Source organism: Ruegeria sp. D7, assembly GCF_056534355.1.
Window position 1 is genome coordinate 55621 of sequence record NZ_JBQFPG010000006.1, and the last position, 23665, is coordinate 79285.

The following is a 23665-nucleotide window of genomic DNA, read 5'->3' on the forward strand; positions in this document are numbered from 1 at the left end:
AAAGGAAAGCTGCGATGAAAAAGTTCATTTTTGTTGCTCTCATCAGTCTTACCGCATGCACTCAGTACCCGATGCAGAAGCCACTGATGGTTGACGGAACCAGGAATGCGACCTTCTACACAGATGAGGCTGAATGCCGATTGATGGCCGCGAGTTTCAATCCCGGGCAGCGTAAAATGGATGCTACGTTCGGCGCTATTGATGGCGCGGTCACTGGTTGGGTCGTTGGCGAGAAGGAAGATGTCATCGGGGGTGCGATCGCAGGTGGCATAGTCGGATCTGTGCGCGGCCAGTACAATGACGAAATGGCGCGGCGTCATGTGCTTGTGAACTGCATGCAGGTGCGTGGTCACGGTGTGGTGGGCTAGTAATGGCTGCAGATTACTCAGTGGTTTATCGAAAGGGGCCTTGGCCTTGACTCAAAAAAGGGCCCGAACAGAGTTCGTAATTTGGGGTAAATTCTGACCAGAGAAGGAGTGCTCTGATGCCGAATAAACGTTTCAGTTTTAACAGTTAAAGAAACCTGCCTGATTGGGTGGGTGAACAGTGTCGCGCAGATCTTCCAAAGATGCGTCTCGATTGCCTTGCATGTTGGCGCATCGAATTGACATATCCCACCCAGAAGCGCGCTTCTTTCAGGCTACAGGTGATCAACTTCCGCATGTTGAGCACCGATGAGCAAAGTGTTTTGCAATGCCGAAACTATGTAAAAGGCCGTCCCAAAAAAACGCCAACTCTGACAAACCATCCCAGATATGGACCGGCAGCGACCGTTGGCCCGCTTGCGTGAAAGCTAGAAAATCGAACGACGATCTGATGATATAAAGTCAGCCATCTGACGTGGTTTACTTATTGCTGCGTACAAGGGTGATGCGATTCCAGATAACTGTGAAACCCACCGATGAATAGGTGTGCGGAAACTGGATAAGCCGGTCAAGAATCTGACAAACCAGCCTTCTGGAGGCTGGCCAACAGGTTCTCCTTAAAAGTGGCGTCAAGTTGCCAAATGGCAAGTATATCCGATGCAACAGATGAAAAATCTGGGCGTAGAACCAACAAGCTGCGTAGAGCCGCCTGGGCCTGTTCCCCATTTCCCAGTTTGCTGTGTAGCGCGGCCTGCCATAGATGGGTCCAGAAGAAACCTGGCATATCGATTTGTTCCAATTGTGCCAGCACCGCTTCATAGTCGCCCCGGTCGAACTCGTAAAAAACCCGCGGAAACAGATACCACTGAGGATGCACAGGGTTCAGAGCGATTGCCCGGTCTACAATAGCAAGTCCTTTGTCCCATTCGCCACTGAACGCCAGACGCATCCCGTAATGGGCCAGAATGTCGGTGTCATTCGGATTCAGGTCAATCGCCCGTTGCCCGGCCTCGCGGAACCCAGCAAAATCACCGAGCACGAACCGAATATTGGCCATCATCAGATGTCCCGCCGCCAGATTTGGGTCGATCTCGACCGCCCGGCGTGCTGCGGCATCGGCTGCGGCCAGAATCTGTTCGCGATTTCCGCCCAGCCCAAAACGTATCTGTTGCAGATACAGGTTCGACAGCACCGCCCAAGCCTCGGCATAATCCGGAGCCTTCTCAAGCGCGTTCAGGATGCAGGATTTGATTTCGGCATGGCGATCCAGATTGATGGTTACCTGATAGCTGTAATAACCAAGCACACATTCATAAGCATCGCGATTGTTGGGTGGAATTCTATCGGCATCTCGCATCGCGCCAAGCGTCAGTAGCCCGTATTTCCCGGCCAGTTTACCCATTACATCTCGGATAATGCTGTCCTGTACCGCATAGATCTCCTTGGAGGTATTGCTGACCTCGTAGCTTTGCGACCAGATATATCTTCGGTCTTTCAGATCAATGAGGCGTGCGGAAAGGCGCAAGGTGTCGCTCCTGTCCATCACATTGCCTTCCAGCGCGAAATCGGCGTTGAATTCTGTACGCAAGCTCGCCGTATCAATCTCGGTTTCACCAGAATGCAGTGTGCTGCCAAGGGGCAAGACCCAGATGTCCCGGAACCGGATCAACTCGGTCGTCAACTGCCGGGTAAGACCATCGGCGAGGTACTCGGGGCCATCTCCCAGAGTTTCAAAGGGCAGTACAGCCACGACGGGCCCTTTGGGCAAGCTGTGATTTGCATGTTCCTCTGGCGTCCCTGAACGGGTCAATCCCCAGATTAGCCCAAACAATGCCAGGCCAAAGGCGACAGCCAGTCCAATCCCAGCGCGTCGTCGTCCGCTGAACCCGGCATTTGGCCGGGCGTCAGCAGGTGCCTGATCAGGGCTCGGCAGTGAAGATTTTGCGAACCGCGGCGCGTATCCTCCTTTGGGTATGGTGAGAGGTAACGGGTCGCCCCGACCGGGCCCGGCATAGTAGGTGTCAATCTCCTGCCGTAGTCGCCGCGCCTCAAATCGGACAATCGGATCGACCTGCTGGTCGAAGCTTTCGTCGCGGTCAAAGACGGACATGGCAATCGACACGCCTTTGATCTGATCTGAACGACCGGCCAGATATTCCTCGATGATATAGTTCAGAAATGCGCGGCGTTTGGGGCTGGCGGTGAAATCCGGATGATCCAGGATACGTTGCATCTGTACCCGAATTTCGCGCTCGGTAGTATCCACTACAATATCCCTCTGCCTCGGGAAAACCAAGGAAAACCATTATGTTGGCCTCGTTGATACATGTGTTTTTCGACATGTGGCAACATGTTTGCACTTCTCGGGAAAAATTCTGCGGATAAGAGGGCCGCACTGCTGGTCGTACAGGCAGGCACCCGGCTTCCAAAAGATCGCGCATCTCGGCACTTCTGGAGGTCAATGCACCGGCGGGACGAATTTCAACCTCGTGGTTCGTCCCGTCAGACCTCCTGCGCTGCGATCTCTTTTGAAGCGTTCATGATAGGAACCGATTATATATGCCACGCCGAACCACCTTACTCTTGACCGTCACCCTTTTGACGCTGACCTCAGGTCTTGCCGTCGCGCAGGATGATAGTCCTCAGCACTTTGACCCGAAGGGCAAGTTGCCCTCGGATTACACGATCGAATTCCAGCAAACCCAACGCAATAACCTGCCGTTCGATGACGAGCGTGACTTTGAAGAAAGCCGCAAGGGGCTAATTGCGGTTCCAGAATACCGCCAGATCAAAACCGAGGATGGCACCGTCGCCTGGGACATCGGCAGCTATGACTATCTGCTCGAGGGCAAAGAGTTCGACTCGATCCACCCGTCGTTGCAGCGTCAGGCGATCCTAAACATGAATTTCGGCCTGTACGAGCTTCTCGACGACAGCATCTATCAGGTGCGTGGCTTCGATCTGTCCAACATCACTTTTATTCGTGGCGATACCGGCTGGATCATCTTTGACCCGCTGGCCTCCAAGGAAACTGCCGCCGCAGCGCTGAAGCTGCTGAACGACACCGTGGGCGAACTGCCGGTCAAGGCGGTTGTCTATTCGCATTCCCACGCCGACCATTATGGCGGTGTGCGCGGAGTGATCACCGATGAGGACGTGGCAAACGGCGTGGAGGTGATCGCGCCCGAAGGTTTCATGGAACATGCGGTTTCCGAAAACATCTATGCGGGCAACGTGATGAACCGCCGTCTGTTTTTCCAATACGGCGTATTGCTGCCACGCAGCCCGTTCGGTCATGTGGATCAGTCCATCGGCAAGAACATCTCGGCTGGCACCACGGGCCTGATCGAACCGACCCGCCATGTCTCGGACGCGTATGAAGAGATCATCGTAGACGGCGTGCGTATGATCTTCCAGAATACACCGGGTACTGAAGCACCTGCTGAGATGAATACCTATTTCCCCGACCTCAAGGCATTCTGGGCGGCGGAAAACATCACTGGCACAATTCACAACATCTATACCTTGCGTGGCGCACTGGTGCGCGATGCGCTGAGCTGGTCCAAGCATGTCAATGACGCGCTGTACAAGTTTGGGCAGGATGTCGAGTTGATGTTCGCCTCTCACTCTTGGCCCCGTTACGGAAATGAGCGCATTCAAGAAGTGATGCGTGCGCAGCGTGACACTTACGCAAATCTTAACAACGGGGTACTGAATCTGGCCAACAAAGGCGTGACCATTAATCAGATTCACAACGTCTATGACGTGCCGGAAAGCCTGCAGCAGCAATGGGCCGCGCGCAGCTATCATGGCTCGGTCGAGCATAACAGCCGGGCGGTGATAAACCGTTATCTGGGCTACTGGGATGCCAATCCCACCACGCTGACACCTCTGTCGCCAGAAGACAGCGCTCCGCTGTTTGTCGAGATGATGGGCGGCGCCCAACCGATCCTGTCGAAAGGGCAGGAATTAGTCGACACCGGCAAATACCTTGAAGCAACCGAGATTCTGAACAAACTGGTCTACGCCGAACCACAGAACCAGGCCTCCAAGGACCTGTTGGCCGACGCGTTCGAGCAGATCGGGTATCAGAAGGAAAGCCCTTCGGTCCGCAACTCGTTCCTTGGCGCGGCGTTCGAACTGCGCAACGGTATTCCGCAGGGCGCTACCATCGAGACTACCGGTCCCGATACGATAAAGGCGATGCAGACCACGATGTGGCTCGACTTTCTGGCCATTCGCGTCAATAGCGCCAAAGCCGCCGATATGGAGTTCACCATCAACCTGTCGATCCCCGACCGGGACGAGAACATCTTTGTCGAGATGAGCAATGCCACCCTGACTCATATCGTCGATCAGGTGGCGGAAGACGCCGATCTTTCGATCAGTCTGAGCCGCACGGACCTAGAAATGGTCATGACCGGTGAGCGCAGATTGACCGAGATGCTCGCTGATGGCACCGCGCAGTCTGAGGGCAACGCCGAGATCGTAGCGCAACTGGCTTCGACCCTGGATCAATTTGATTTGGGTTTCGAGTTGATGCCCGGCACCGGTGCGCAGGATTTGACGCCACCCGCCAATGATTTTGCCCAGCCCGGGTTAGCAAACTCGAGTGGCGGCTGAGACGGGACCGTCCGATTGAAAGCTGGCTCAGGGTTTTGCTGCCCTGGGCCTCTCTCTTTCTGACTATTGGACCGGGAGAAGTTTTCGACCAGTAGTGCTGGTATCGGAGCAGCAGAATGCCCCGCCCGAACGACTGCTGGATTGTTACCGCCGTGCGCGGACTCTTTCATCCGTGGTGTCAATGCGGGATCAGAATCTTCAGCCTAAGAAAGCCAAAGCGCATGACGCAAAAATCAAACTGAGATGTGCTGAAACTTGCAATTTGTGAACATCAGCCAAGATATCAAACTACCTAGAGGTCCTGATCCGTGGATTTCAATTCACTCCTGGACCCTGTCCCGTACAACAATTCAAAAAACTGGCCGCTTAGCGCCGCGGGTCGGATGGGTATCTTCGAACTGGAGGAAGCTTCACAACCCAACTGTCGAATGTGACGTGGTCAGACTTTAGCTGCGATATGCTATGATCGCTTCCAAATTTCGATAAGACACTGTGTGTCGCAAATCGAAGTATTTAGTGTAATCAATAATGTCTTTGCGGAAACGGCAGCCTTTAAAAAGATCATATATACGACCGTTCTGAGAACTACCTTAGCGAAACGAACACCTCAACTGGCTGTTTGGTCAGCCCGAACCCATATCTTGCGACACTTCTCAAGTCGTGAGACGAAACTGTATTTCAGGTTCATTGGACCGAAAGTAGTAACCTGATGTTAGAACAGTGGGACGATTAACTGGGCCAGAAATGCTTGTTCTCTGAAGAAGCACCCGTCAAACTGTATTTTTCTTCAAGCCAAGGTACTAAATTTGGGTTAGAACGCACATTCTAACCAACGCTTCGCGACATTCTACAAACAGGAAATTCCTTGCCAAGTGGACTAGCCCCTGCCGAACTGATCGCAATCCTAATCGCCGTGACTGATGATCAGCCGCGTGTCATGACCTTGCGTGGCGGTAACGCGCTACCTTCGGGACCGTTCGAATCTTCACACCGCAGCTTGCAAAGCGGCTTGCGGGCCTGGATTGAGGCGCAGACCGGCCATCCGGTGGGATATCTTGAACAGCTTTATACCTTTGCAGACAAGGATCGCGATCCACGCTCGGGTTATGCCGACAACTCTCAGCGTATCTCGATCAGCTATCTCGGTCTGGTGCGGGAGCAGGATACTACCGGTGCTGGACGTCCGGCATGGCGTAGCTGGTATCAGTACTTCCCATGGGAGGATCATCGTGATCGCAGCCCAGAAGAGCTACTGCAAATTATCAAACGTATCTCAGCTTGGGCAGGAAGTGATCCGCTAAAACTGCAGCGTGTGGACTATCTGTTTGGTTTGAATGGGAAGACTTGGAACGAAGAACTGGTTTTGCAACGTTATGAGCTGATGTACGAAGCAGGGCTTGTTGACACTCCTGAATTCGGTCGTCACATGGAAGCGGACAACCGTCGCATTCTCGCCACCGGCATATCTCGCTTGCGGGCCAAGATAAAATACTCTCCGGTGGTGTTCGAGCTCATGCCCGAAAGCTTCACCTTGCTGCAGTTACAGCGCACAGTCGAAGCGCTGTCTGGTCTACACCTGCACAAACCCAATTTTCGCCGCCAGATTGATCAGCAGGAATTGATTGAAGATACCGGCGAAATGTCCAGCGGCACCGGTGGTCGCCCGGCGCGCCTGTTCCGATATAGGCCGGCCATTCTAGAGGCTCGCATGCTGTCGGGCGTCAGATTACCTCTCTCCCGGTCCTGAACCTCGCTTGACATAATCTCGAATCGAGAATAAGCATGGCCCCAATATACTCGATGCGAGTATAAATGGAGAAGCCAATGAAAGATTTTCGCCTTCCAGACCTCTACGACCGGGTAAAGCAGATCATCCCGCAACCCGAATGGATGCTGTTTGAAGATGATCTGGAAGCCGTCCTTGATCTCAAGCGTGAGAGGAATGCGGTCATCCTCGCCCACAATTACCAAACGCCGGAGATCTTCCACGGAGTTGCCGATATCGTGGGCGACAGCCTTGCGCTTGCGCGCGAAGCTGTCGAGGTTGATGCCGATGTCATTGTGTTGGCTGGTGTGCATTTTATGGCGGAAACTGCCAAGCTGCTGAATCCTGATAAGACAGTGCTGATCCCAGATTTGGGGGCGGGGTGTTCACTGGCGGATTCCATCACACCCGAGGATATTGCGCTTCTGCGCGAAGCCCATCCCGGCGTTCCGGTGATCACATATGTAAACACTTCGGCAGCGGTGAAGGCGGCATCGGATATCTGCTGCACGTCGGGCAACGCAGTAAAGGTGGTGGAATCCCTCGGAGTGCCGCGCGTGTTGATGATCCCGGACGAGTATCTCGCCAAGAACGTCGCCAAAGAGACCGATGTCGAATTGATCGCATGGCATGGACATTGCGAGGTGCACGAACTGTTTACTCCAGCCGATATACGTGAAATGCGCGAAGCGTGGCCGGGTGTTACGGTCCTAGCCCATCCTGAGTGCCCGCCCGAAGTGGTTGCCGAAGCAGATTTTTCTGGCTCTACCGCAGTCATGTCGGATTTCGTCGGCGACAAAAAACCGACGCGGGTTTGCCTGCTGACCGAATGCTCGATGAGCGACAACGTGGCGCTGAACCATCCTGAGGTGGAATTCGTGCGCCCCTGTAACCTGTGTCCACATATGAAGCGCATTAGTCTGCGCAACATTCGCAACGCATTGGAACTGGGCCATCACGAAGTCACCGTCGATCCGGCCATCGCCGAAGATGCGCGCCGCGCGGTAGAACGGATGCTGGCAGTGAAATGATCTGGCTCGAAGGGCTTCATGGTCGAACTGCCATCATCGGTGGCGGCATCGCCGGGCTGACGGCAGCGCTGGAACTAGCTCCACAACCCGTAGTACTAATCACCCGTGCAGGGCTGGGCCAGGAATGTTCCAGCGCTTGGGCTCAAGGAGGGATTGCCGCCGAACTAGGCACGGATGGTGATCCTGCGCAACACTTGGCCGATACTTTGCGGGCGGGCGACGGGCTGTGCGACGAAACCCTGGCGTCGGCCATTCTCTGCGAAGCGCAAAAGGCGATCACTGGTTTAGAGAAACATGGCGTTCGTTTCGATAGAACCGCCGACGGCACATATGCCTTGGGGCGCGAGGCCGCGCATTCCCGCCGCCGCATACTGCATGCAGGCGGCGACCGCACCGGAGCCGAAATCACATCGGCCCTTGCGAGTGCCGTGTTGCAATGCCAGTCGATCACTTGCTTGACCGGAGTCGAAGCCCGACGGGTGTTGACGCTAGACGGACACGTCACAGGCGTTCATCTGCAAAAAGATGCCCAAGCAGAGGTATTGCGCACATCTCAGGTCGTTATGGCGACAGGCGGTTGCGGCGGTCTGTTTGGTGTCAGCACCAACCCTTCAGGTAATTTCGGCCAGGGTGTCATGATGGCCGCCCGCGCCGGGGCAGCGTTGCGCGATATGGAATTTGTCCAGTTTCATCCCACAGCGCTGGATGCCAAGCAGACACCACTGGCATTGGTCAGTGAAGCCGTCCGGGGCGAAGGCGCAATTCTGATTGACCAAACCGGCAAGCGCTTCATGTCGCATATTCCGGGGGCTGAACTGGCCCCGCGCGACGTGGTGGCTCGTGCCGTGCATCAGGTCATATTGGAAGGTGGGCGAGTGTTTCTTGATGCTCGTGCCGCGCTTGGTGCCGAATTTGTCCAGCGGTTCCCTGGCATCCATGCATTGTGCGCAGCAACCGGAATTGATCCGGCGCGCGATCCCATACCGATACTTCCGGCTGCGCATTACCACATGGGCGGTATCGCCGTTGATGAGTATGGAAGAAGCACTCTGTCAGGCCTTTGGGCCATAGGTGAATGCGCGGCGACTGGCCTGCATGGTGCCAATCGCCTTGCTAGCAATTCACTGCTGGAGGCAGTGGTGATGGGACGCCGTGCCGCAAATGATGTTGCCACGAGTGAATTGCGAAATCTCTCACTTGCTCCTGCGGTGGACGTGCTGCCTAATTCTGATCCAAGCTTTGTCCGGCCTTTGGTTTCAAAATATCTGGGTGTGATCCGTGACCAGACGGGCCTACGTTTTGCCATTTCAAAGTTGTTGCCGTTGGTCGAAACCGCTGCCTGCGCTTCTGACCCGGCACTAGTCGCGCTTTCGATCGCGGTCTTTGCCGATCTGCGCCGAGAATCGCGGGGCGGACACTACCGAAGTGACTTCCCTAATCCTGAGGCGAACGCGCAATCTCTTTTGATGACTCTGACCGAAGTACTTGCTCATGCGAGTTTGACCAGTCAGGAACCCTTTTTGAGGACTGCTTGAGAAATGACTATCATGCCCCTAGCCCCGTTGCCCCGAACGATGCTGGAGCCGGTGATCCGCCGCGCACTTGATGAAGATTTGGGCCTCGCCGGAGATGTCACCTCTTCGGCTGTTATTCCTTCGGATCATGTTTCCGAAGTTGTGGCTTGCGCGCGTCAATCCGGATGTATTTCCGGTCTGGATTGTGCTGAATTGGCTTGTGAGCTGATAGATCCGGCGATCAAAGTAATCCGCCATGTCGAGGATGGTGGGACAGTCGCGCCCGGCGCAGTGATCGCCACTTTCAAAGGGCCGTCGCGCAGTCTGCTGATTGCTGAACGTACGGCGCTCAACTTCTTGGGTCATCTATCGGGTATTGCAAGTGTGACTGCCGATATGGTTCGCCGCGTCGAAGGCACGCGTGCTGCCATCGTCTGTACCCGAAAAACAACGCCCGGTTTGCGGGCGTTAGAGAAATACGCTGTGCGATCAGGCGGCGGCATGAACCATCGCTACTCCCTAAGTGACGCGGTGCTGATCAAGGACAACCACATCGCCATAGCCGGGGGTGTCCGCCCGGCCTTGACGCGGGCCAAAGAGACAGTCGGTCATATGGTCAAGATCGAGATCGAGGTCGACACGCTGGAGCAGTTGGCCGAAGTACTGAAAATCGGTGTTGATGCGGTGCTTCTGGATAACATGGATCCAAGAACCTTAAGCGAAGCTATAGGCATGATTGATGGTCAAGCCATTGCCGAAGCTTCAGGCGGGATAACCCCAGATAATGTGCGGGCTGTGGCGAACACCGGTGTTGATTTGATTTCTATGGGCTGGATCACCCACAGTGCACACTGCCTCGATATTGGTCTGGATTTTGTGCTCTAACAGCACCAAGAGTAAACCAACAGTTACGACGCTCATTGCCCAAATTGTCGAAATCAACGGCCTTTCCAAAAGATTGCCAAACGCAAGAGCATCGCCGACACAATAGGAAACAAGGCAATCAAAAGGTGCGCGGCGGCGCAGCCTGCCTGTTCAGTCTTGTCACTCCGTTAGCCAGCTAAGCTGGGCAAGTTTTAAGTCGCATTCATTCGTCAGAGAGTTGGCGACCGAACCTTTCGTTCTCGCCCACACTCGATTTCTTATGCTGCTTAAATAAGCAGGCCATGACATCTCAATTCGGAGAAACCGCATCGTCGGCGTCATTGCCTCCGGACGTTTTACCCTCATGGCCGAAGAAAGTCGGATCAGTCTCAAAATCAGGCGCAAGGAACTCGGACATCTGGTCAGGGCTGTCTGTTTCTATATTATATATCAATAATTTATCCGGTTGGTCCTTAAAAAATTCGGGCACCTCCTGATGATGCCGGTCCCATTCTTCTGACCAATGATCAATTACCTGATCAACCGACTCGAAATTCATACCCTTACGATAACGCTCGGCATAAAACCCATTGCCATGGTTTCGGCGACTTGCGATCCACCTGTCTTTGTCTCGAGTGTTCAATATGAAATAGGAATTGGGATAATATGCCGCGAGTTGACGAAAATAACGGCAACCTTCAATCACGCGCGAGCCGCTTACCATCTGCATGTCGGTGTAGCCGACCCAACGGTCAATGCCATTGAGCGGCGCATAGCCATACTTAAGATTGTTAGCGAGCGCGCGGGCCAGATTGCCACGCTTGAAGTGAACCGTCGGAATGCCGTTGTTATCTAGAAAGGCGGAAATCGACCTTGTGCCGCACTTGTTGAAACCGACCTGAAATATCCGCCGCGTACGGCCTGCACGAGTAGACAGATATTCAGGATGAGTTTTTGATGATTGCGGCACGAAGGAAGGCTCCTACTCGGACTCTGCGGCGGCTTTCTGGTTCGCGCGCATGGCAACTGAAATAAGCTGACGGGCCGTATGCTCCGTCAGAGGTGTGGTTTGGCCAGCCATCATCAGGCGAGCAAAAAACGCGCGTTCAGGTTCTGACTCCAAAAGTTCCTTAAATCGCTTGTGCCGCCATTCGCAGGCCTTGTCATGTTGCTTCTTCAGTGTGGCATCTGATTTTAGCTCGGTAACCCGAGCAGCCCGTGCCGATTGGTAGCGGGAAATAGAGACGTCCTGATCGCTGTTAAAGTTGTAATCGACCCAATAATCCATGCCGATTTTCTCTTTGAAATGCACCCCACGTCCACGCGCACGTTTGAGCAGAAAGGAGTCCATCGCGCCCAAAGCATAATGGTTAAGCTGAACCCTCATGGTCGTATCTTGCGTATAGTTGGAAAATACCCGCTGGCGGCGATGATCGCCACCAAGCAAACGGCCTGATCCATCATACCAGCGCGCCTCATCCACGCGGGTCTGATCAGGCGAAATTGGCCGATGAATGCCTGGTTTACGGTAAATCCCGTTGTTGCGATAAAGCGTTTTGAACATTGAGGCGCGCCACGGCCAAAGGATGGGTTTGGGGGCGCAGGAAGTGAACTGTTCGGTCACCGGCGCATCTTCAAAATAAACGATCCCTGCATTTCCGAATAGCCGCCAGGTGAGCGTGATCGCATCCGCCTCGGGGAGGCTATGGATGAGCGCGTTTAATGAGCCGTCGCCAATATGGATATTTACAAACTCATCAATATCGAGCGCCAGTATCCAGTCTGCTTCTTTCAATAGAGGATGTTTGGCGGCTTGTTTCATAGCCTGCCACTGTACGCTCTTATCGGGCTTGGCTTCATGGCTGACATGAGTGATTTGCCCCATCTCTTCGAGTCGGTGCAACATCAGATCGGTGCCATCCGCGCAATCATTCGAGAAGATCAGAAAATCAGTGAAACCAACCATCTGATGATGGGCGAGCCATTCCAACAGGAACGCGCCTTCATCTTTGACCGTCAGGATCGCTAGCTTTCGTGTCATTCTATTCCTTTGATCCGACGCTTCAGTCTGGTGATCCGCCAGACCGCATGTCATGTGGTGCTCATTGAGAATAACGGTTTTGCAGATGTTCTGAACTGCGAATTTCGCGTAGGAACGAAAAAAGTACGGCGCGGCATCATGTTGCCAACTTGGGTGATTTCCAACTCGGTGGTAGGTGGATCTAAAAGGCTGAGAGTGAACCGGATAGAGGCACTTATTGTTCAATTAGCCGTCGTAGCCCGACAGCTCCGTTTGCAAGTGCAGATCGGCGGTAAGACTTCAGTGCTACCTGCAGATCGCCGAGTTCTGCATCACTCGCCCCTGAAATGCGGGTCAGGCTTGCCTCCAACCCATTGTCAGCAATCAGCATTGGTGGTCGGTAACAGGCCTCTGACCAGCGGTCCATGACGATCGGCACACAGAATCCACCTGAAGAGGACAGGGCAGATGTGATCTTGATCCGTTGATATTGTTCATAGTCAAATGGCATGAGCGGATGTATCACCTGAGCGCCCGCCAGTGCGTCAAAATACGCGGCATGCCCGACCTGCCCGCTGTTGTCCAAAGGCACGCACGTAAAACGCGCGTCAAGCTTTCGGTCCTGGATCTCACTTTCAACCTTGGCGCGATCTCCGCCTCCTGACGGCAGGATGAAATGCAGATTCTGAAAGGCGTCCGGTCGATTGCCAAGAAGATCCAGCAGGCCAGGGTAATCACGTGTCCGCATGTTAACGTTGCCGGGGATCACGACCTGACGCGGCTGGCCCAACTTTGGTTCCGGATCATCGATCCAATAAAACGGCTCCAACGTCGCGATCCTGTCCATATGGGCTTTGCCCACCCGGCTGATCCATTCAGCCGTGACATGTGCACTCAGGCTGATGTAGCGCGCATTTGGCATCTGAAGCGTCTCGCGCAGGGGTGCCATCTGGCTGAACTGATCCAGATTATGCAGGACCATGATCAATGGCTTCTTCACTCCATGCGCCCAGCTTGCCGCTTTTGGACGACTCAAAGAGGCCATCAGGACGAAGTCATGTTCGGCCGCTTCAATTGCAGCCATAGTAGACTTGATATGTTTTGGTGCATCCGCAGCCCGGTAATCCGGTGTGCTCAAAGGCACATACTCAACATCAAATTCCAATCCCGGCACCAAGGCCATGATATCTCCGCGCAGCTTTAAGATCCGGCGATGCAGAAAGATTCGTGGTCGGTACCCGTTGGCATTACAGGCGGCCACCAAGCTGGGGATAACTTCTTCATGGCGCGGTTCAAATTGTACAATTGCACAGCGCTTCATAGTTTCTTCCTGTTGCCTGGGTTGCCTCGGGCCCTCGTTTTCGGTTTGACCCTGTGGAAGTTGTCTATCGATAGCTACACTTGCCGTCTACATCCAACGCCGAACCGGTCGGCTCTTAGACCAGTTTGTTTGAGCGGAGGTATCCGGTGTGATGGTGTTTCCGATCGTTGCGGTTTCCTTCACTATTCTGATTAAAATCTAATGTGGGCAAATCATCACGATCTGAGTCCGCAACTCCGCAGGCCCGGAGTCGACAACATGTGCGTGTTGAGCGAAATAATCTTATTCATCCGCATGGTTTGCGCTGGCGTGAGGCTCCTGTCGCATATGGCCCGCGCAAGACCTTGTACAGCCGATGGAAGTGCTGGAGCAGGAAAGGTTCTTGCGCGGATAATGGCTGAGCTTGGTGCCGAATACGGCGCGCAAAAGGTTGTTATGATCGACGCGGCCTATCTAAAAGCACACTGTACCGCGACCAGAGTGGTTGCCAAAAAGGTGGCGTGATCGTCTGAATGGTCGAGCCAAGGGCGACATGAACTCCAAATCGCACACCATCTGCGATAGCTAAGGGCGCCCGTTCAACCTGCTTGTCACCGCTGGACAGGTGAGCGACGAAATTGGCGCACACACGCTGCCTGGCAGCCTTCCAAATGTCAAAAGATTGCTTGGGGAACGCGGCTACGATGCCGACAGGTTCCGGGAAGCACTGCGAGACAAAGGGATACGTGCTTGCAATCTGGTCCGAAAGTAGCGCAAGACCCCGTTCAAATATGACAAGCGCCGATTCAAGCGGCGAAACCGCATCGAGATCATGTTCGGCACGCTCTAGGGCCGGAGGCGCGTTGCGACGCGCTTTGACTGCTGTCCAAAGGTCTGCCTCGCAGCCATCGCTCTCGCGGAAACCGTAATCCAATAGTTGGGAAACCTGACGCTATGCATCAAATTGTAGCTTGATCATTGGTATTCGAATCCGACCGTAAGACCATTATCACTCTTTGCCTTCAGATTGTAGTTGACCTCATCTGAAGAGACTGATGTGAAACGAACACTCAGTAATCGGAGGTGTATTGTGGACATCGTACTAGTTGGCGCAGGCAACATGGCAATCGCCTACGCCAAGACTCTAAGATATCTGGGCATCTCCTTTCGTTGTTTGGGGCGAGGTGTTGACTCTGCAAAACGGTTTGAAGCGGAAACCGGTATAATAGCCGGAACAGGCCTGCTTACAGAGCAGCTCAAGAAAACGGATGTGCGCGGCGCGTCAGCAATTGTGGCGGTAAATTTGAACCAATTGTCTGCGGTTTGCGCCTCACTTCTTGACGCGGGCATAAAGTCAATCCTTGTCGAGAAACCCGGAGGCATAGACCTTGAGGATATGCAAGCCTTGGCAGAGCTTGATCGGCAAGACTGCATTCGCGTTGCGTACAACCGAAGATTCTTCAAATCAACCCAGCATGCATTAGATCTCATCAATGAAGATGGCGGTGCGCAATTGATCCACTTCGAGTTCACAGAACTACCAGACAGGCTCGAATCTTTGGGTGTGCACCCACCTGAGGTTTTGGCGAATCTTCCTTACGCAAATTCGTCACATGTTTTTGACATGGCCTTCTATCTCGGTCAGGCCTCCGAGAATTTAGGTGAGGTCTTAATTTCCGGGGCAGTAAGGCAAGGTGAAATCCCCTGGCATCCGGACGGATCACGGTTCGCTAGCTGCGGGTTAGTCGGAGATCAATCGCTCTTTAGTTGTTTTGCAGATTGGCGGTCTGGTGGAAACTGGAATGTCGAAATAGCTACTGCCAACAGGCGGCTGCGATTAAAGCCACTTGAAACGCTTACAGAGCAATGTCGGGAATCATTCCAAGTGAATCCAATCGAGATTGCGGCGGATCCAGAAGGACTAAAACCCGGGTTGCCTGATATGGTTTCCAACTTTATCTACCATGATGGTCACCGACTTCCCAGCATGCGCAATCAGGTATCGCGCATGAAGGTATTTGCCAAAATACTGTCGCGTGACCACTAGTGTCTCCACACTTTTGAAGGGTCGTTTTCCTATTGGGTGATTCCCAGAGCTTCCAATGCGTCCGAGTACGATTTCCTTGACTGCACTTTTCTAGATCTCTCACGCTCTATTCGTCGTGCCCATTCTAGTACTGCGTAAATCTTTTCATCACCCGCTATGCCGGATTTGATGGTGAGGAGTCCGTCGAGCTCACGCGCGTAGTCTGCCTCCAGAAGGCTAGCATAACTGCCGGTTGCCAACACCGCCACGCCTTTGAGGCATGCTTCGAGGATTACGGCAGAGTATCCCGTTATAACACCGTCAACTGCATCAAGAAGTGACGGAAGCGGTGTCTCAAATGCCAAGGAGCATCCCAGCGCCGCTAGTTGCGTCGCATCCACAAGTTTTTCGGTTTCGTCTTTTCGTAGAGGATGACAACGAAATAATATGTTGAGGCCGGATTGGTGCAATTTTTGGGCCAACAGAATGTCATCAGATTGTTGCGCTGCAAATAGCACTAATGGCCCGTTACGCGATTGAAAGTCGGAAAGGGTTCTGCGGTTGCGGTCAGATTGATCAGGCAAAAACTTGGCAAACTGTTCCCATGTCGGACCAACGACCGCAGCACGGCGTTTGGCGTTCTGCCTCATGAAGCTTTCGGCGTCTGACTCAGTCCAGCACATATGCGCTGTAGGACAAGTCGACCAATCCATTTTTGGCGTTTTTTTGAAATAGTAGGACCCGTTGAAACGTCCCTCGATGCCGTGCTGGATGTCAATGTACGGAATATCGTATAGCCGACAAACGTGTGCCAGTGCCCAACCATAAAACGACGCATAATTGCTGGTAATTATTGCATCCGGCCGCATGGAACGGAAAAGGTAAGTAAAGCAGTTTGCCGCGTGATCAACTCTCCCAATTACTGTGTCGACGAAAGCACACAGTTCGGTGTCACCATGGCCGGTCAGACTGACAACCGACTCTAGTGATTTGAAGTGCTTATACAAAAACGCGTGCGAAAGTTTCGGTACTCGTGCTGTTAGCGCTACATTTTTAATAAACGGGTCTAGCGAAGCATGAGGTCCATATTCCGAGCGAGCTGGCATAGCATCGGGATCGAACCCTGAGTACAGCCCGATGCTCCGGTGCCCATTTTCCATCAACGCGACGCGAAGCGCGTGGTGATGCTGGCTTGCCTTTTCACCATCCAAATCATAAAAACCTGATCCCGAACCAAGACACCAGTATTTGTGGCTCTTCAACTGTTCGATCGGCAGAGTGTCAACGGACCGAAGACTATCGGCTGGCTTTCTACTTAATAGCCTCGAATAAGCGGGTCGAAGCCGGTTGCGCTTGGCGAAATTCGGATATCGCTTGTACCGGTCGGAAGATGAGTAGTTGCGGTTCATCGCAAAAACCATCTGTTTCACAATTACATACTTGACGATTGGCCAGACATGAAAGCCACGATAGCGCCAGCGCGTTACTACACCTTGCTTTTCGAAGTCTTCTATCTTCTCTATCGCGCTGATGAAAAGCTCAAGGTTTTTATCAGATATTGGTGGCACTTAGACTAGATCCGCCCCAGAACAGACCGCACGGCTTCAATCACGCGTTCTTGTTCAAGATCCTCGAGATGGGTGGAGCAGGGCAATGGTTGAACACGTTCCCAGATGGCTTCTGATCTTCCGCTCAACATATGCGGACAGCTCTTATATGGGGCTTGCATGTGAATGGGCTTCCAGAAGGCCCTGCCTTCGATCCCATTGTGCGAAAGCGCTTCTCGCAACTGAGACATTAACGCAAGCGACGCATCCGGAAGATAAATACCCGACAGCCAATTTGAACCGTTGCTGTCATCGGGCGAGGGAAACGAAAGAACTCCATTCAAGTCCTCAAATTGGCTGGCATAAGTTGCGGCGATCTTGGCCTTGTTTCGAAGAAACTCATCAAGACGTTCAAGCTGGGCGACACCCACTGCGGCTTGTACATTTGTCATTCGGTAATTGAAGCCGATGATGTCGTGATCATATGCGGCACCGACACGCGCAGTCGACGTCAGGTGTTTGATCTCCGCTCCACCGACGTCTTTTCCCGAGACGATCGCACCTCCTCCTCCTGATGTCACCAGCTTGTTTCCGTTGAAGGACAATGCCGTCAGATCCGCACCCATCTGCGCAAGAGGTCGGTCTTTGTAAGTGGCGCCAATAGCAGCGGCAGCATCGGCGACGATGGGCAGTTTATGAGACTTAGCTACAGTAACAATCGCATCCATATCTGCGGGCAGCCCCATTGCGAAAACAGGCATGACTGCTTTGACTGCCCCACCTGTCTTAGAATAACGCAAAACTCCACTCGCATCGCGGGTACATTCGCGTGCCAACAACTCAGACAAGAGGCTTGCATCCATACCCCAACGTTCTTCGTCGACATCAATGATGATCGGCGCCGCATGGCAGTGCGAGACTGCGTTTGCCGTAGCAATAAATGTCAGTGAAGGAATGATCACATGATCTCCGGGGCCTACACCCAACGAATGCAAGGCGGTGTGCAAAGCCGTCGTGCCTGCCGAGGTTGCGACTGCCCAGGCTGCGCCGGTTACCTCTTTGGTTCTCGCTTCGAACTGGTCCACAAATGGGCCTACGGATGACACGAAAGTCGAGGACACGCACTCGGCGAGATATTTGCCTTCGTTGCCAGAAATATTCGGAATGCACAGGGGGATCATAGCTATACCCTTTGATCAAGGTTCATGCCAGTTTCCTTGTGGCTGTCGAGGAATGCTGGCTCCGCAAGGGCGATCAGAGCTTTCAGGGATTCCTTAGAGATCGCCTCGGATTCAGCCCTCTTGAATATTTCTTGCATTTCAGCAAGAAGTTGCCTCATGACGCCCGCGTCTTCGAGCGGTAGGTATTGAACGCCTAAAAGAGCATCGTATCCTAGCTCAACGCAGGTCTCGCCGTTGGCGACGAATTCCTCGTAAGGCTTCTCGCCCGAAGTCGACAATGGAGTTAGAAGTAAAGGCCAATGCCCTGTTGCTTTGTCGGCTAATACCGTAACGCAGGCCTGCGCCTCATCAGTGTAGTGCTTTGGCTGATAACCGTTCGCCATCAGAACATTTTCGGCAACGGATTGCATTTCTACAAGCGCAGTTTCTGGGTCGAGATCTGGTACCATAATATGCTTGTGCGGGGCGGTTGTCGCGGCCAATAGGCATAGCTGGCCGCTTTCCTTCAGCGACACAAAGTAACGCCGCGTGCCTTTAGGTGCGGCCAAAGGTTGGTCTTTTTGTAGGCGCTTCTCAAAGCTCTGAAGTAGAGATCCATTGGAGAAGGCGACATTTGCGAAACGGGCAGAAGTGATCGTGCAGTTAAGACCGTCGATCAATCCGTCATCGAACATCACATGTTCCATGACTCGCTTTGAGGCGCCCATCAAAGATGTTGGATTTGCAGCTTTATCCGTGGAGACACTGAAATATCTTCCGTCAAATCCGACATGTTTTAACAGCTCTACGAGGCGCGCCTGCTTCAGGATGTTTGTTTCAAACATCTGAAGCGTTGAGTAGCCGTCCTTCTCGGATCTTACATGTTTAATGGCAGCAAAATTCAGAACAAAGTTATAGGGTCCTTCATTTCTCACAAACGCTCGAAATGCGGGCGAACCATAGTCAAGTGGCAGCGTGCGGAAGTCATTTACGTCTATTGGCGATTCCGCCGACCGTAGATTGCGCACCAATTCTGCCAATTCGTTTTCATTCTGATCGATGACATGCAGTGCGGCCGGCCGAAACGGCAAAATCTCGTTGACTGTGGAACTGCCGATTGAGCCAGCACCGCCGATAACTAGAACGCGCGCGCCATTCATAACACGATGAATCTCGTCGCGTTTAGCCCAGAGATCACTTTGGAAAAGGCTTTCAACTCGCCCCGTTGCAAGGGGTGATAAATCCTTCTGCTCCATAGGACACTCCATTTCTAATGATGCGGCTTTTCCGGTAATTTTGGCCTCTGGTCAAGCAGCAAAAAAGTCTGCAAACAGGTGGCATGGCACGAGCGAATGAAATAGAAACCGAGCAGAAACAAGACATTTTCAGGAGCGACAGGTGCAAGATTCAGACCTCCATGTGACCTGCATCACGACAGGTCGTGCGGATTATTCACTACTACGTTGGCCTATGTACAAAATTGCTGACTGTGATGGGCTGAGGTTGAGTATTATCGCAGGGGGAGGGCACCTCGCAACGTCACAAGGCGCCACGATTTCAGAAATTGAACAAGACGGATTTCGAGTCGATCAGACAGTTGAGATGTACCTTGATAGCAGCACTGCAACTGGCCCGGCAGTCAGTGCAGGGCTTGCAACCATGGGCGTAGCTCAGGCTCTCGGGCGGTTGGCGCCCGATTGGGTCGTGCTTCTGGGCGATCGGTTCGAGGTTCTAGGGGCTGCCACAGCCGCGGCCCTTCATCGATTTCCCGTTTGCCATTTGTGCGGTGGTGATGTCACCGAAGAAGCCTATGACGACGCCTTCAGGCATGCGATTACAAAACTAAGCCATCTGCATTGTACGTCGACCGATGATGCGGCGCAGAATGTGCTTCAGATGGGAGAAGAACCCTGGCGCGTAGTAAATGTGGGCAGCCCGGGGCTTGATGCGTTGCACAACATACCACAGATGTCGCGAGCCGATGTTTTTGCAGCATTGGGCTTATCTGATGGTGTCTCTACTTACCTGATCACGTTGCATCCCACTACTTTGAAAGAAGATTTCGGTCGCTCAGAATTGCAGGCATTATTGGCGGCATTGGACGAGCTTCCAGACGCGCAGCTAATTTTCACTGGTGCCAATGCCGATACAGGCGGGGCAGAATTCAATGCCGCTTTACAAGCCTATGTTGCTCAGCGGCCAAGTTCTATTTTCAAAAAAAGCTTGGGTCAGACCCTCTACTTCAACACTGTTCGTCAAGTGCAGGCCGTCATCGGCAATTCGTCCAGCGGCCTCTACGAAATCCCTAGCTTGTCGGTCCCAACAATCAATATTGGGGACCGACAAAAAGGCCGATTGCGCGCAACAAGTGTCTTCGATTGCGCCGGTACAAAAGATGAGATCCTGGCATCTATTCACGCAACAACGGAGTATTCGGACAAAGACGTGGTCAATCCGTATGGGGATGGACACAGTGCGGCGAAAATCGTTGACGCTTTGCGATCAGTATCCCGCAATCGCTCGCGCCACGAAATACTGGCGAAGCGCTTCCACAGTCTGCGATAGAAAGTCGTAATCATGCTGAATAGCAAAATAACCCTCATTGCCGAAGCCGGTGTAAACCATAACGGGGAGCTGGACAAAGCCCTTGCGTTGGTCGATGCAGCCGCCGATGCCGGGGCTGACCTGATCAAGTTTCAAACCTTCTCTGCCAAAGCGATGGTATCAAAGTCTGCTGCGTTGGCCGACTATCAAGAGCAACAGATCGGTTCCAGTAAAACGCAGCTTGAAATGCTCATCGATCTGGAATTGAACGAAGCTGCGCATCACACCCTCATTCAGAAGTGTTCGGAACGCGGAATTGGTTTCCTATCGACACCTTTTGATATTGTGAGCCTCGAATTATTGACCAAGGGGCTTGGGCAACGCCTGTTAAAAATTGGTTCGGGTGATCTTAATAACGGGCCATTGCTTTATGCTGCGGCACAGACCGGATGCGATATTATTCTATCGACCGGAATGTCCGACTTGGGGGAAATTGAGCGCGCTCTGGGTCTTCTAGCGTTAGGATATAGTCCGGCACCACCTGCTGCCCCCAGTAGGCACGATATGAGTATGGCGTGGGCGGATCCGGAACTGCGCGCAGGTCTGCAAGACAAAGTGACCATCCTGCACTGCGTTTCAAATTATCCATCCAGCCCAGAAGCTACAAATTTGCATACAATCAACACCATCCGCTCAGCGTTTGGTTTGCGTGTCGGCTATTCTGACCATACGCTGGGTGGAACCGCTTCAATTGCGGCTGCCGCGCTTGGTGCGTGCTGCATAGAAAAACACCTTACACTCGACAATTCGCTAGAGGGTCCTGATCACGCGGCTTCAGCTGAGCCCGATGAAATTGCCGCTATTTTTTCTAGCGTCAGAGAAGTCGAAGCAATGCTCGGCTCTTCTGTCAAATGCTGTACGCCAGAAGAGCGCAGCACGATGAATGCGGCACGAAAACGTCTGGTAGCAAAGGCGGACATTTCCAAAGGAAATCCTTTCACGCTGGAAAATCTATCAACAAAGCGTGCGGCGTCTGGCAAGGACCCGCTGTTGTTTTGGGAGATGCTTGGTACATCAGCTTCAAAAGACTATCGTGAAGGTGACCCGATTAATGACTGAGAGGTTGTGCATCATCCCGGTTAGGGCGGGGTCCAAAGGTGTTCCACACAAGAACATCCGGGATTTTCGTGGCCAACCTTTGTTGGCCCATAGCGTCCAACATGCGGTCGCCGCTGGCATATTTACGGAAGTCGCGGTTTCCAGTGATAGCGACACCTATCTAGCGATCGCAAAGGAAACAGGCGCAACCAGATGTATCAAACGACCAGATGAGCTGGCATCAGATTTGGCTGGATCGATGGATGTTGTATTGCACGCACTTTCCGAATGCGAAGCCCTGTCTGCCAAGAAATACACTACCGTCGTGCTTTTGCAGGCAACATCTCCATTACGGCAAAGCCGACATATTCAGGAGGCGGTATCTAGGCTCGAAGACGATAAGCTCGATAGTGTGCTCAGTGTAGCGCGCGCCAAGAATTCTCCGTATTTCAATCTTCTTGAATTTGACGCCGACCAAGGAACTTACTCGCTGTCCAAGCCTCTTTGCGGCGATGTCAAGAGACGGCAAGATGCACCAGAAGTCTTTCAGTTGAATGGGTCTATCTATGCGTGGTCAAGGGAGGCATTGACTATTCAGCAAAGGGCAATTTGCCATAAAACAGATATATACGAGATGGACAGCTTATACTCGCTAGATATTGACACGGAAGACGATTGGAGCTTTGCCGAGTTGGCATTCGATCTTCTGGCAAAGCAAGATTTGCAAAATCCCGAGAATAAAGAGGTAAATGAGCATTGAAAGAAATTGCTTCAATTCTTGTCTCTCCGACGGATGATTTTCGCCAAGTTCTTAAGATCATAGATAACTCAGCCGTGGGGTTTGCCCTCGTAGTCGGGCCCGAAAACAAACTGCTGGGTACCGTGACCGACGGAGATCTTCGACGGGCGATGATTCAAGGTCCATTGGTCGACAAGACTGCAGAAGATTTGATGAATAAATCGCCGCGAACAATTGACGCTGGGGTAACTCGCTCGGATCAGCAAAAGTTCTTAATGCGCAACAAAATCACTTTTGCTCCGATCGTTGATCAGACAGGATCGGTCGTGTCGGTTGCTGTTTCCCCACATTTGCCAGGTAGTACACTGGACAATGTAGCTGTTGTAGTCATGGCTGGTGGCCTTGGCTCGCGCCTTGGGGAATTGACCAAAGACAAACCGAAGCCGCTTCTGGAAGTTGATGGCGAACCCATCCTTGAGAAAATTATCAAGCGGTTCAGAAACAACGGTTTGGAAAACTTCATCTTCTGCGTCAACTACAAGGCTGAGATGATCCGTAATCACTTCGGATCCGGCGACAAACTGGGTGTACGCATCGAATACGTAGAAGAGCAAGAACGCCTTGGGACCGGTGGTGCACTTTCCTTGGTCGATGCCGGTGTCTTTGATCAGTTCTTTGTCACCAACGCGGATATCTTGTGTTCGACAAACTACCGCGAGATGCTTGAATTCCACTTGGATCAGAAATCCTGTGCGACGATGGCAGTGCGAGAACATGAAATCGAAATTCCCTTCGGAGTCGTGGAGACCGAAGGTTTCGAAATAAAGTCTCTGAGCGAGAAACCCACCTATAAGTACTTCATAAATGCCGGGTATTATGTGCTAGATCGCACTGCCATTGATCACGTTCCAAGCGGAACATTCTTCGATCTGCCCTCATTGTTCGATGTTTTGCGCGAGCAAAAAATCAATACGCGCATTTTTCCGACAAGCGGAGATTGGATCGATATCGGTAGGCCCGAGGATTTGCAGCGCGCGCGCAAGATCGTGACAGATAGCGAAGGATAAAG

18 protein-coding genes and 1 pseudogene are annotated in these 23665 nt (G+C 52.8%); 12 read left to right on the forward strand and 7 right to left on the reverse strand.

What is annotated here, in order from left to right; all coding sequences use genetic code 11:
* Positions 1-14: 14 nt before the first annotated feature.
* Complete coding sequence (locus ACRZ9U_RS10610; RefSeq protein ID WP_170394225.1) at positions 15-368, forward strand: hypothetical protein; 354 nt, start codon at positions 15-17, stop codon at positions 366-368.
* 565 nt (positions 369-933) lie between these two features.
* Here the strand turns inward: ACRZ9U_RS10610 and ACRZ9U_RS10615 are convergent.
* Positions 934-2631 carry a tetratricopeptide repeat protein gene (locus ACRZ9U_RS10615; RefSeq protein WP_480901768.1) on the reverse strand — a complete coding sequence of 566 codons (1698 nt, stop codon included), beginning with the start codon at positions 2629-2631 and terminating at the stop codon, positions 934-936.
* A 317-nt stretch (positions 2632-2948) separates the two neighbouring features.
* On the opposite strand from ACRZ9U_RS10615, the gene ACRZ9U_RS10620 reads away from it, so the two are divergent.
* The 5 genes from ACRZ9U_RS10620 (at position 2949) to nadC (ending at position 10183) form a co-directional block, all read left to right on the forward strand.
* Complete coding sequence (locus tag ACRZ9U_RS10620; protein WP_480901771.1) at positions 2949-4988, forward strand: alkyl/aryl-sulfatase; 2040 nt, start codon at positions 2949-2951, stop codon at positions 4986-4988.
* Between the two features lie 865 nt (positions 4989-5853).
* Positions 5854-6735 carry an NrtR DNA-binding winged helix domain-containing protein gene (locus ACRZ9U_RS10625; protein ID WP_170407551.1) on the forward strand — a complete coding sequence of 294 codons (882 nt, stop codon included), beginning with the start codon at positions 5854-5856 and terminating at the stop codon, positions 6733-6735.
* A 77-nt stretch (positions 6736-6812) separates the two neighbouring features.
* Entirely contained in the window at positions 6813-7784 is a 972-nt protein-coding gene (gene nadA, locus ACRZ9U_RS10630; protein WP_170407554.1) for a quinolinate synthase NadA, read from the forward strand.
* Entirely contained in the window at positions 7781-9319 is a 1539-nt protein-coding gene (locus ACRZ9U_RS10635) for an L-aspartate oxidase (protein ID WP_480901775.1), read from the forward strand. The genes nadA and ACRZ9U_RS10635 overlap by 4 nt, the downstream gene beginning before the upstream one ends.
* Positions 9320-9331: 12 nt before the next feature.
* A complete protein-coding gene (gene nadC, locus ACRZ9U_RS10640) occupies positions 9332-10183 on the forward strand; it encodes a carboxylating nicotinate-nucleotide diphosphorylase (protein ID WP_170407886.1) in 852 nt (283 codons plus the stop codon).
* 289 nt (positions 10184-10472) lie between these two features.
* On the opposite strand, the gene ACRZ9U_RS10645 is transcribed toward nadC, so the two are convergent.
* From ACRZ9U_RS10645 to ACRZ9U_RS10655, 3 genes are all read right to left on the reverse strand, one after another.
* A complete protein-coding gene (locus ACRZ9U_RS10645) occupies positions 10473-11132 on the reverse strand; it encodes a sulfotransferase (protein ID WP_170407560.1) in 660 nt (219 codons plus the stop codon).
* A gap of 12 nt (positions 11133-11144) precedes the next feature.
* Positions 11145-12257 (reverse strand): glycosyltransferase family 2 protein, encoded by a 1113-nt coding sequence (locus tag ACRZ9U_RS10650; protein ID WP_480901779.1) that lies wholly within the window; start codon positions 12255-12257, stop codon positions 11145-11147.
* 160 nt (positions 12258-12417) lie between these two features.
* Positions 12418-13503 carry a hypothetical protein gene (locus ACRZ9U_RS10655; RefSeq protein WP_170407566.1) on the reverse strand — a complete coding sequence of 362 codons (1086 nt, stop codon included), beginning with the start codon at positions 13501-13503 and terminating at the stop codon, positions 12418-12420.
* A 201-nt stretch (positions 13504-13704) separates the two neighbouring features.
* Here ACRZ9U_RS10655 and ACRZ9U_RS10660 point away from each other — a divergent pair.
* Both ACRZ9U_RS10660 and ACRZ9U_RS10665 read left to right on the forward strand, forming a co-directional pair.
* A pseudogene (locus ACRZ9U_RS10660) lies at positions 13705-14419 on the forward strand (IS5 family transposase).
* Positions 14420-14572: 153 nt separating this feature from the next.
* Positions 14573-15529 carry a Gfo/Idh/MocA family oxidoreductase gene (locus ACRZ9U_RS10665; protein ID WP_170407569.1) on the forward strand — a complete coding sequence of 319 codons (957 nt, stop codon included), beginning with the start codon at positions 14573-14575 and terminating at the stop codon, positions 15527-15529.
* 29 nt (positions 15530-15558) lie between these two features.
* Here ACRZ9U_RS10665 and ACRZ9U_RS10670 read toward each other — a convergent pair whose 3' ends face one another.
* From ACRZ9U_RS10670 to ACRZ9U_RS10680, 3 genes are read right to left on the reverse strand one after another with little or no spacing between them, the layout of a single operon-like run.
* Entirely contained in the window at positions 15559-17076 is a 1518-nt protein-coding gene (locus ACRZ9U_RS10670) for a hypothetical protein (RefSeq protein WP_170407572.1), read from the reverse strand.
* Between the two features lie 5 nt (positions 17077-17081).
* Positions 17082-18236, reverse strand: coding sequence for an aminotransferase class I/II-fold pyridoxal phosphate-dependent enzyme (locus tag ACRZ9U_RS10675; protein WP_170407576.1), 1155 nt, complete (start codon positions 18234-18236; stop codon positions 17082-17084).
* Between the two features lie 2 nt (positions 18237-18238).
* Entirely contained in the window at positions 18239-19471 is a 1233-nt protein-coding gene (locus ACRZ9U_RS10680; protein ID WP_170407579.1) for a polysaccharide biosynthesis protein, read from the reverse strand.
* Positions 19472-19613: 142 nt separating this feature from the next.
* Between ACRZ9U_RS10680 and neuC the strand changes: the two genes are divergently transcribed.
* The 4 genes from neuC to ACRZ9U_RS10700 are packed head-to-tail and all read left to right on the forward strand — an operon-like array spanning position 19614 to position 23663.
* On the forward strand, positions 19614-20780 hold the full coding sequence (gene neuC / locus ACRZ9U_RS10685; RefSeq protein ID WP_170407582.1) for a UDP-N-acetylglucosamine 2-epimerase: 1167 nt from the start codon (positions 19614-19616) through the stop codon (positions 20778-20780).
* A gap of 12 nt (positions 20781-20792) precedes the next feature.
* The gene (neuB, locus tag ACRZ9U_RS10690) at positions 20793-21878 is read left to right on the forward strand and encodes an N-acetylneuraminate synthase (protein ID WP_170735978.1); all 1086 of its coding nucleotides are present in this window, start codon (positions 20793-20795) and stop codon (positions 21876-21878) included.
* On the forward strand, positions 21871-22617 hold the full coding sequence (locus ACRZ9U_RS10695) for an acylneuraminate cytidylyltransferase family protein (RefSeq protein WP_170407588.1): 747 nt from the start codon (positions 21871-21873) through the stop codon (positions 22615-22617). The genes neuB and ACRZ9U_RS10695 overlap by 8 nt, the downstream gene beginning before the upstream one ends.
* Positions 22614-23663 (forward strand): nucleotidyltransferase family protein, encoded by a 1050-nt coding sequence (locus ACRZ9U_RS10700; protein WP_170407591.1) that lies wholly within the window; start codon positions 22614-22616, stop codon positions 23661-23663. Before ACRZ9U_RS10695 ends, ACRZ9U_RS10700 begins: the two co-directional genes overlap by 4 nt.
* Positions 23664-23665 lie beyond the last annotated feature (2 nt).

Excerpts from the sequence above, each read along its gene's own strand:
- ACRZ9U_RS10695 (WP_170407588.1), top strand. The coding sequence starts at position 21,871 with ATGACTGAGAGGTTGTGCATCATCCCGGTTAGGGCGGGGTCCAAAGGT.
- ACRZ9U_RS10680 (WP_170407579.1), bottom strand. The coding sequence starts at position 19,471 with ATGGAGCAGAAGGATTTATCACCCCTTGCAACGGGGCGAGTTGAAAGC.
- ACRZ9U_RS10650 (WP_480901779.1), bottom strand. The coding sequence starts at position 12,257 with ATGACATGCGGTCTGGCGGATCACCAGACTGAAGCGTCGGATCAAAGG.
- ACRZ9U_RS10675 (WP_170407576.1), bottom strand. The coding sequence starts at position 18,236 with ATGATCCCCCTGTGCATTCCGAATATTTCTGGCAACGAAGGCAAATAT.
- ACRZ9U_RS10610 (WP_170394225.1), top strand. The coding sequence starts at position 15 with ATGAAAAAGTTCATTTTTGTTGCTCTCATCAGTCTTACCGCATGCACT.
- ACRZ9U_RS10635 (WP_480901775.1), top strand. The coding sequence starts at position 7,781 with ATGATCTGGCTCGAAGGGCTTCATGGTCGAACTGCCATCATCGGTGGC.
- neuB (WP_170735978.1), top strand. The coding sequence starts at position 20,793 with ATGCTGAATAGCAAAATAACCCTCATTGCCGAAGCCGGTGTAAACCAT.
- ACRZ9U_RS10655 (WP_170407566.1), bottom strand. The coding sequence starts at position 13,503 with ATGAAGCGCTGTGCAATTGTACAATTTGAACCGCGCCATGAAGAAGTT.
- nadA (WP_170407554.1), top strand. The coding sequence starts at position 6,813 with ATGAAAGATTTTCGCCTTCCAGACCTCTACGACCGGGTAAAGCAGATC.
- nadC (WP_170407886.1), top strand. The coding sequence starts at position 9,332 with ATGCCCCTAGCCCCGTTGCCCCGAACGATGCTGGAGCCGGTGATCCGC.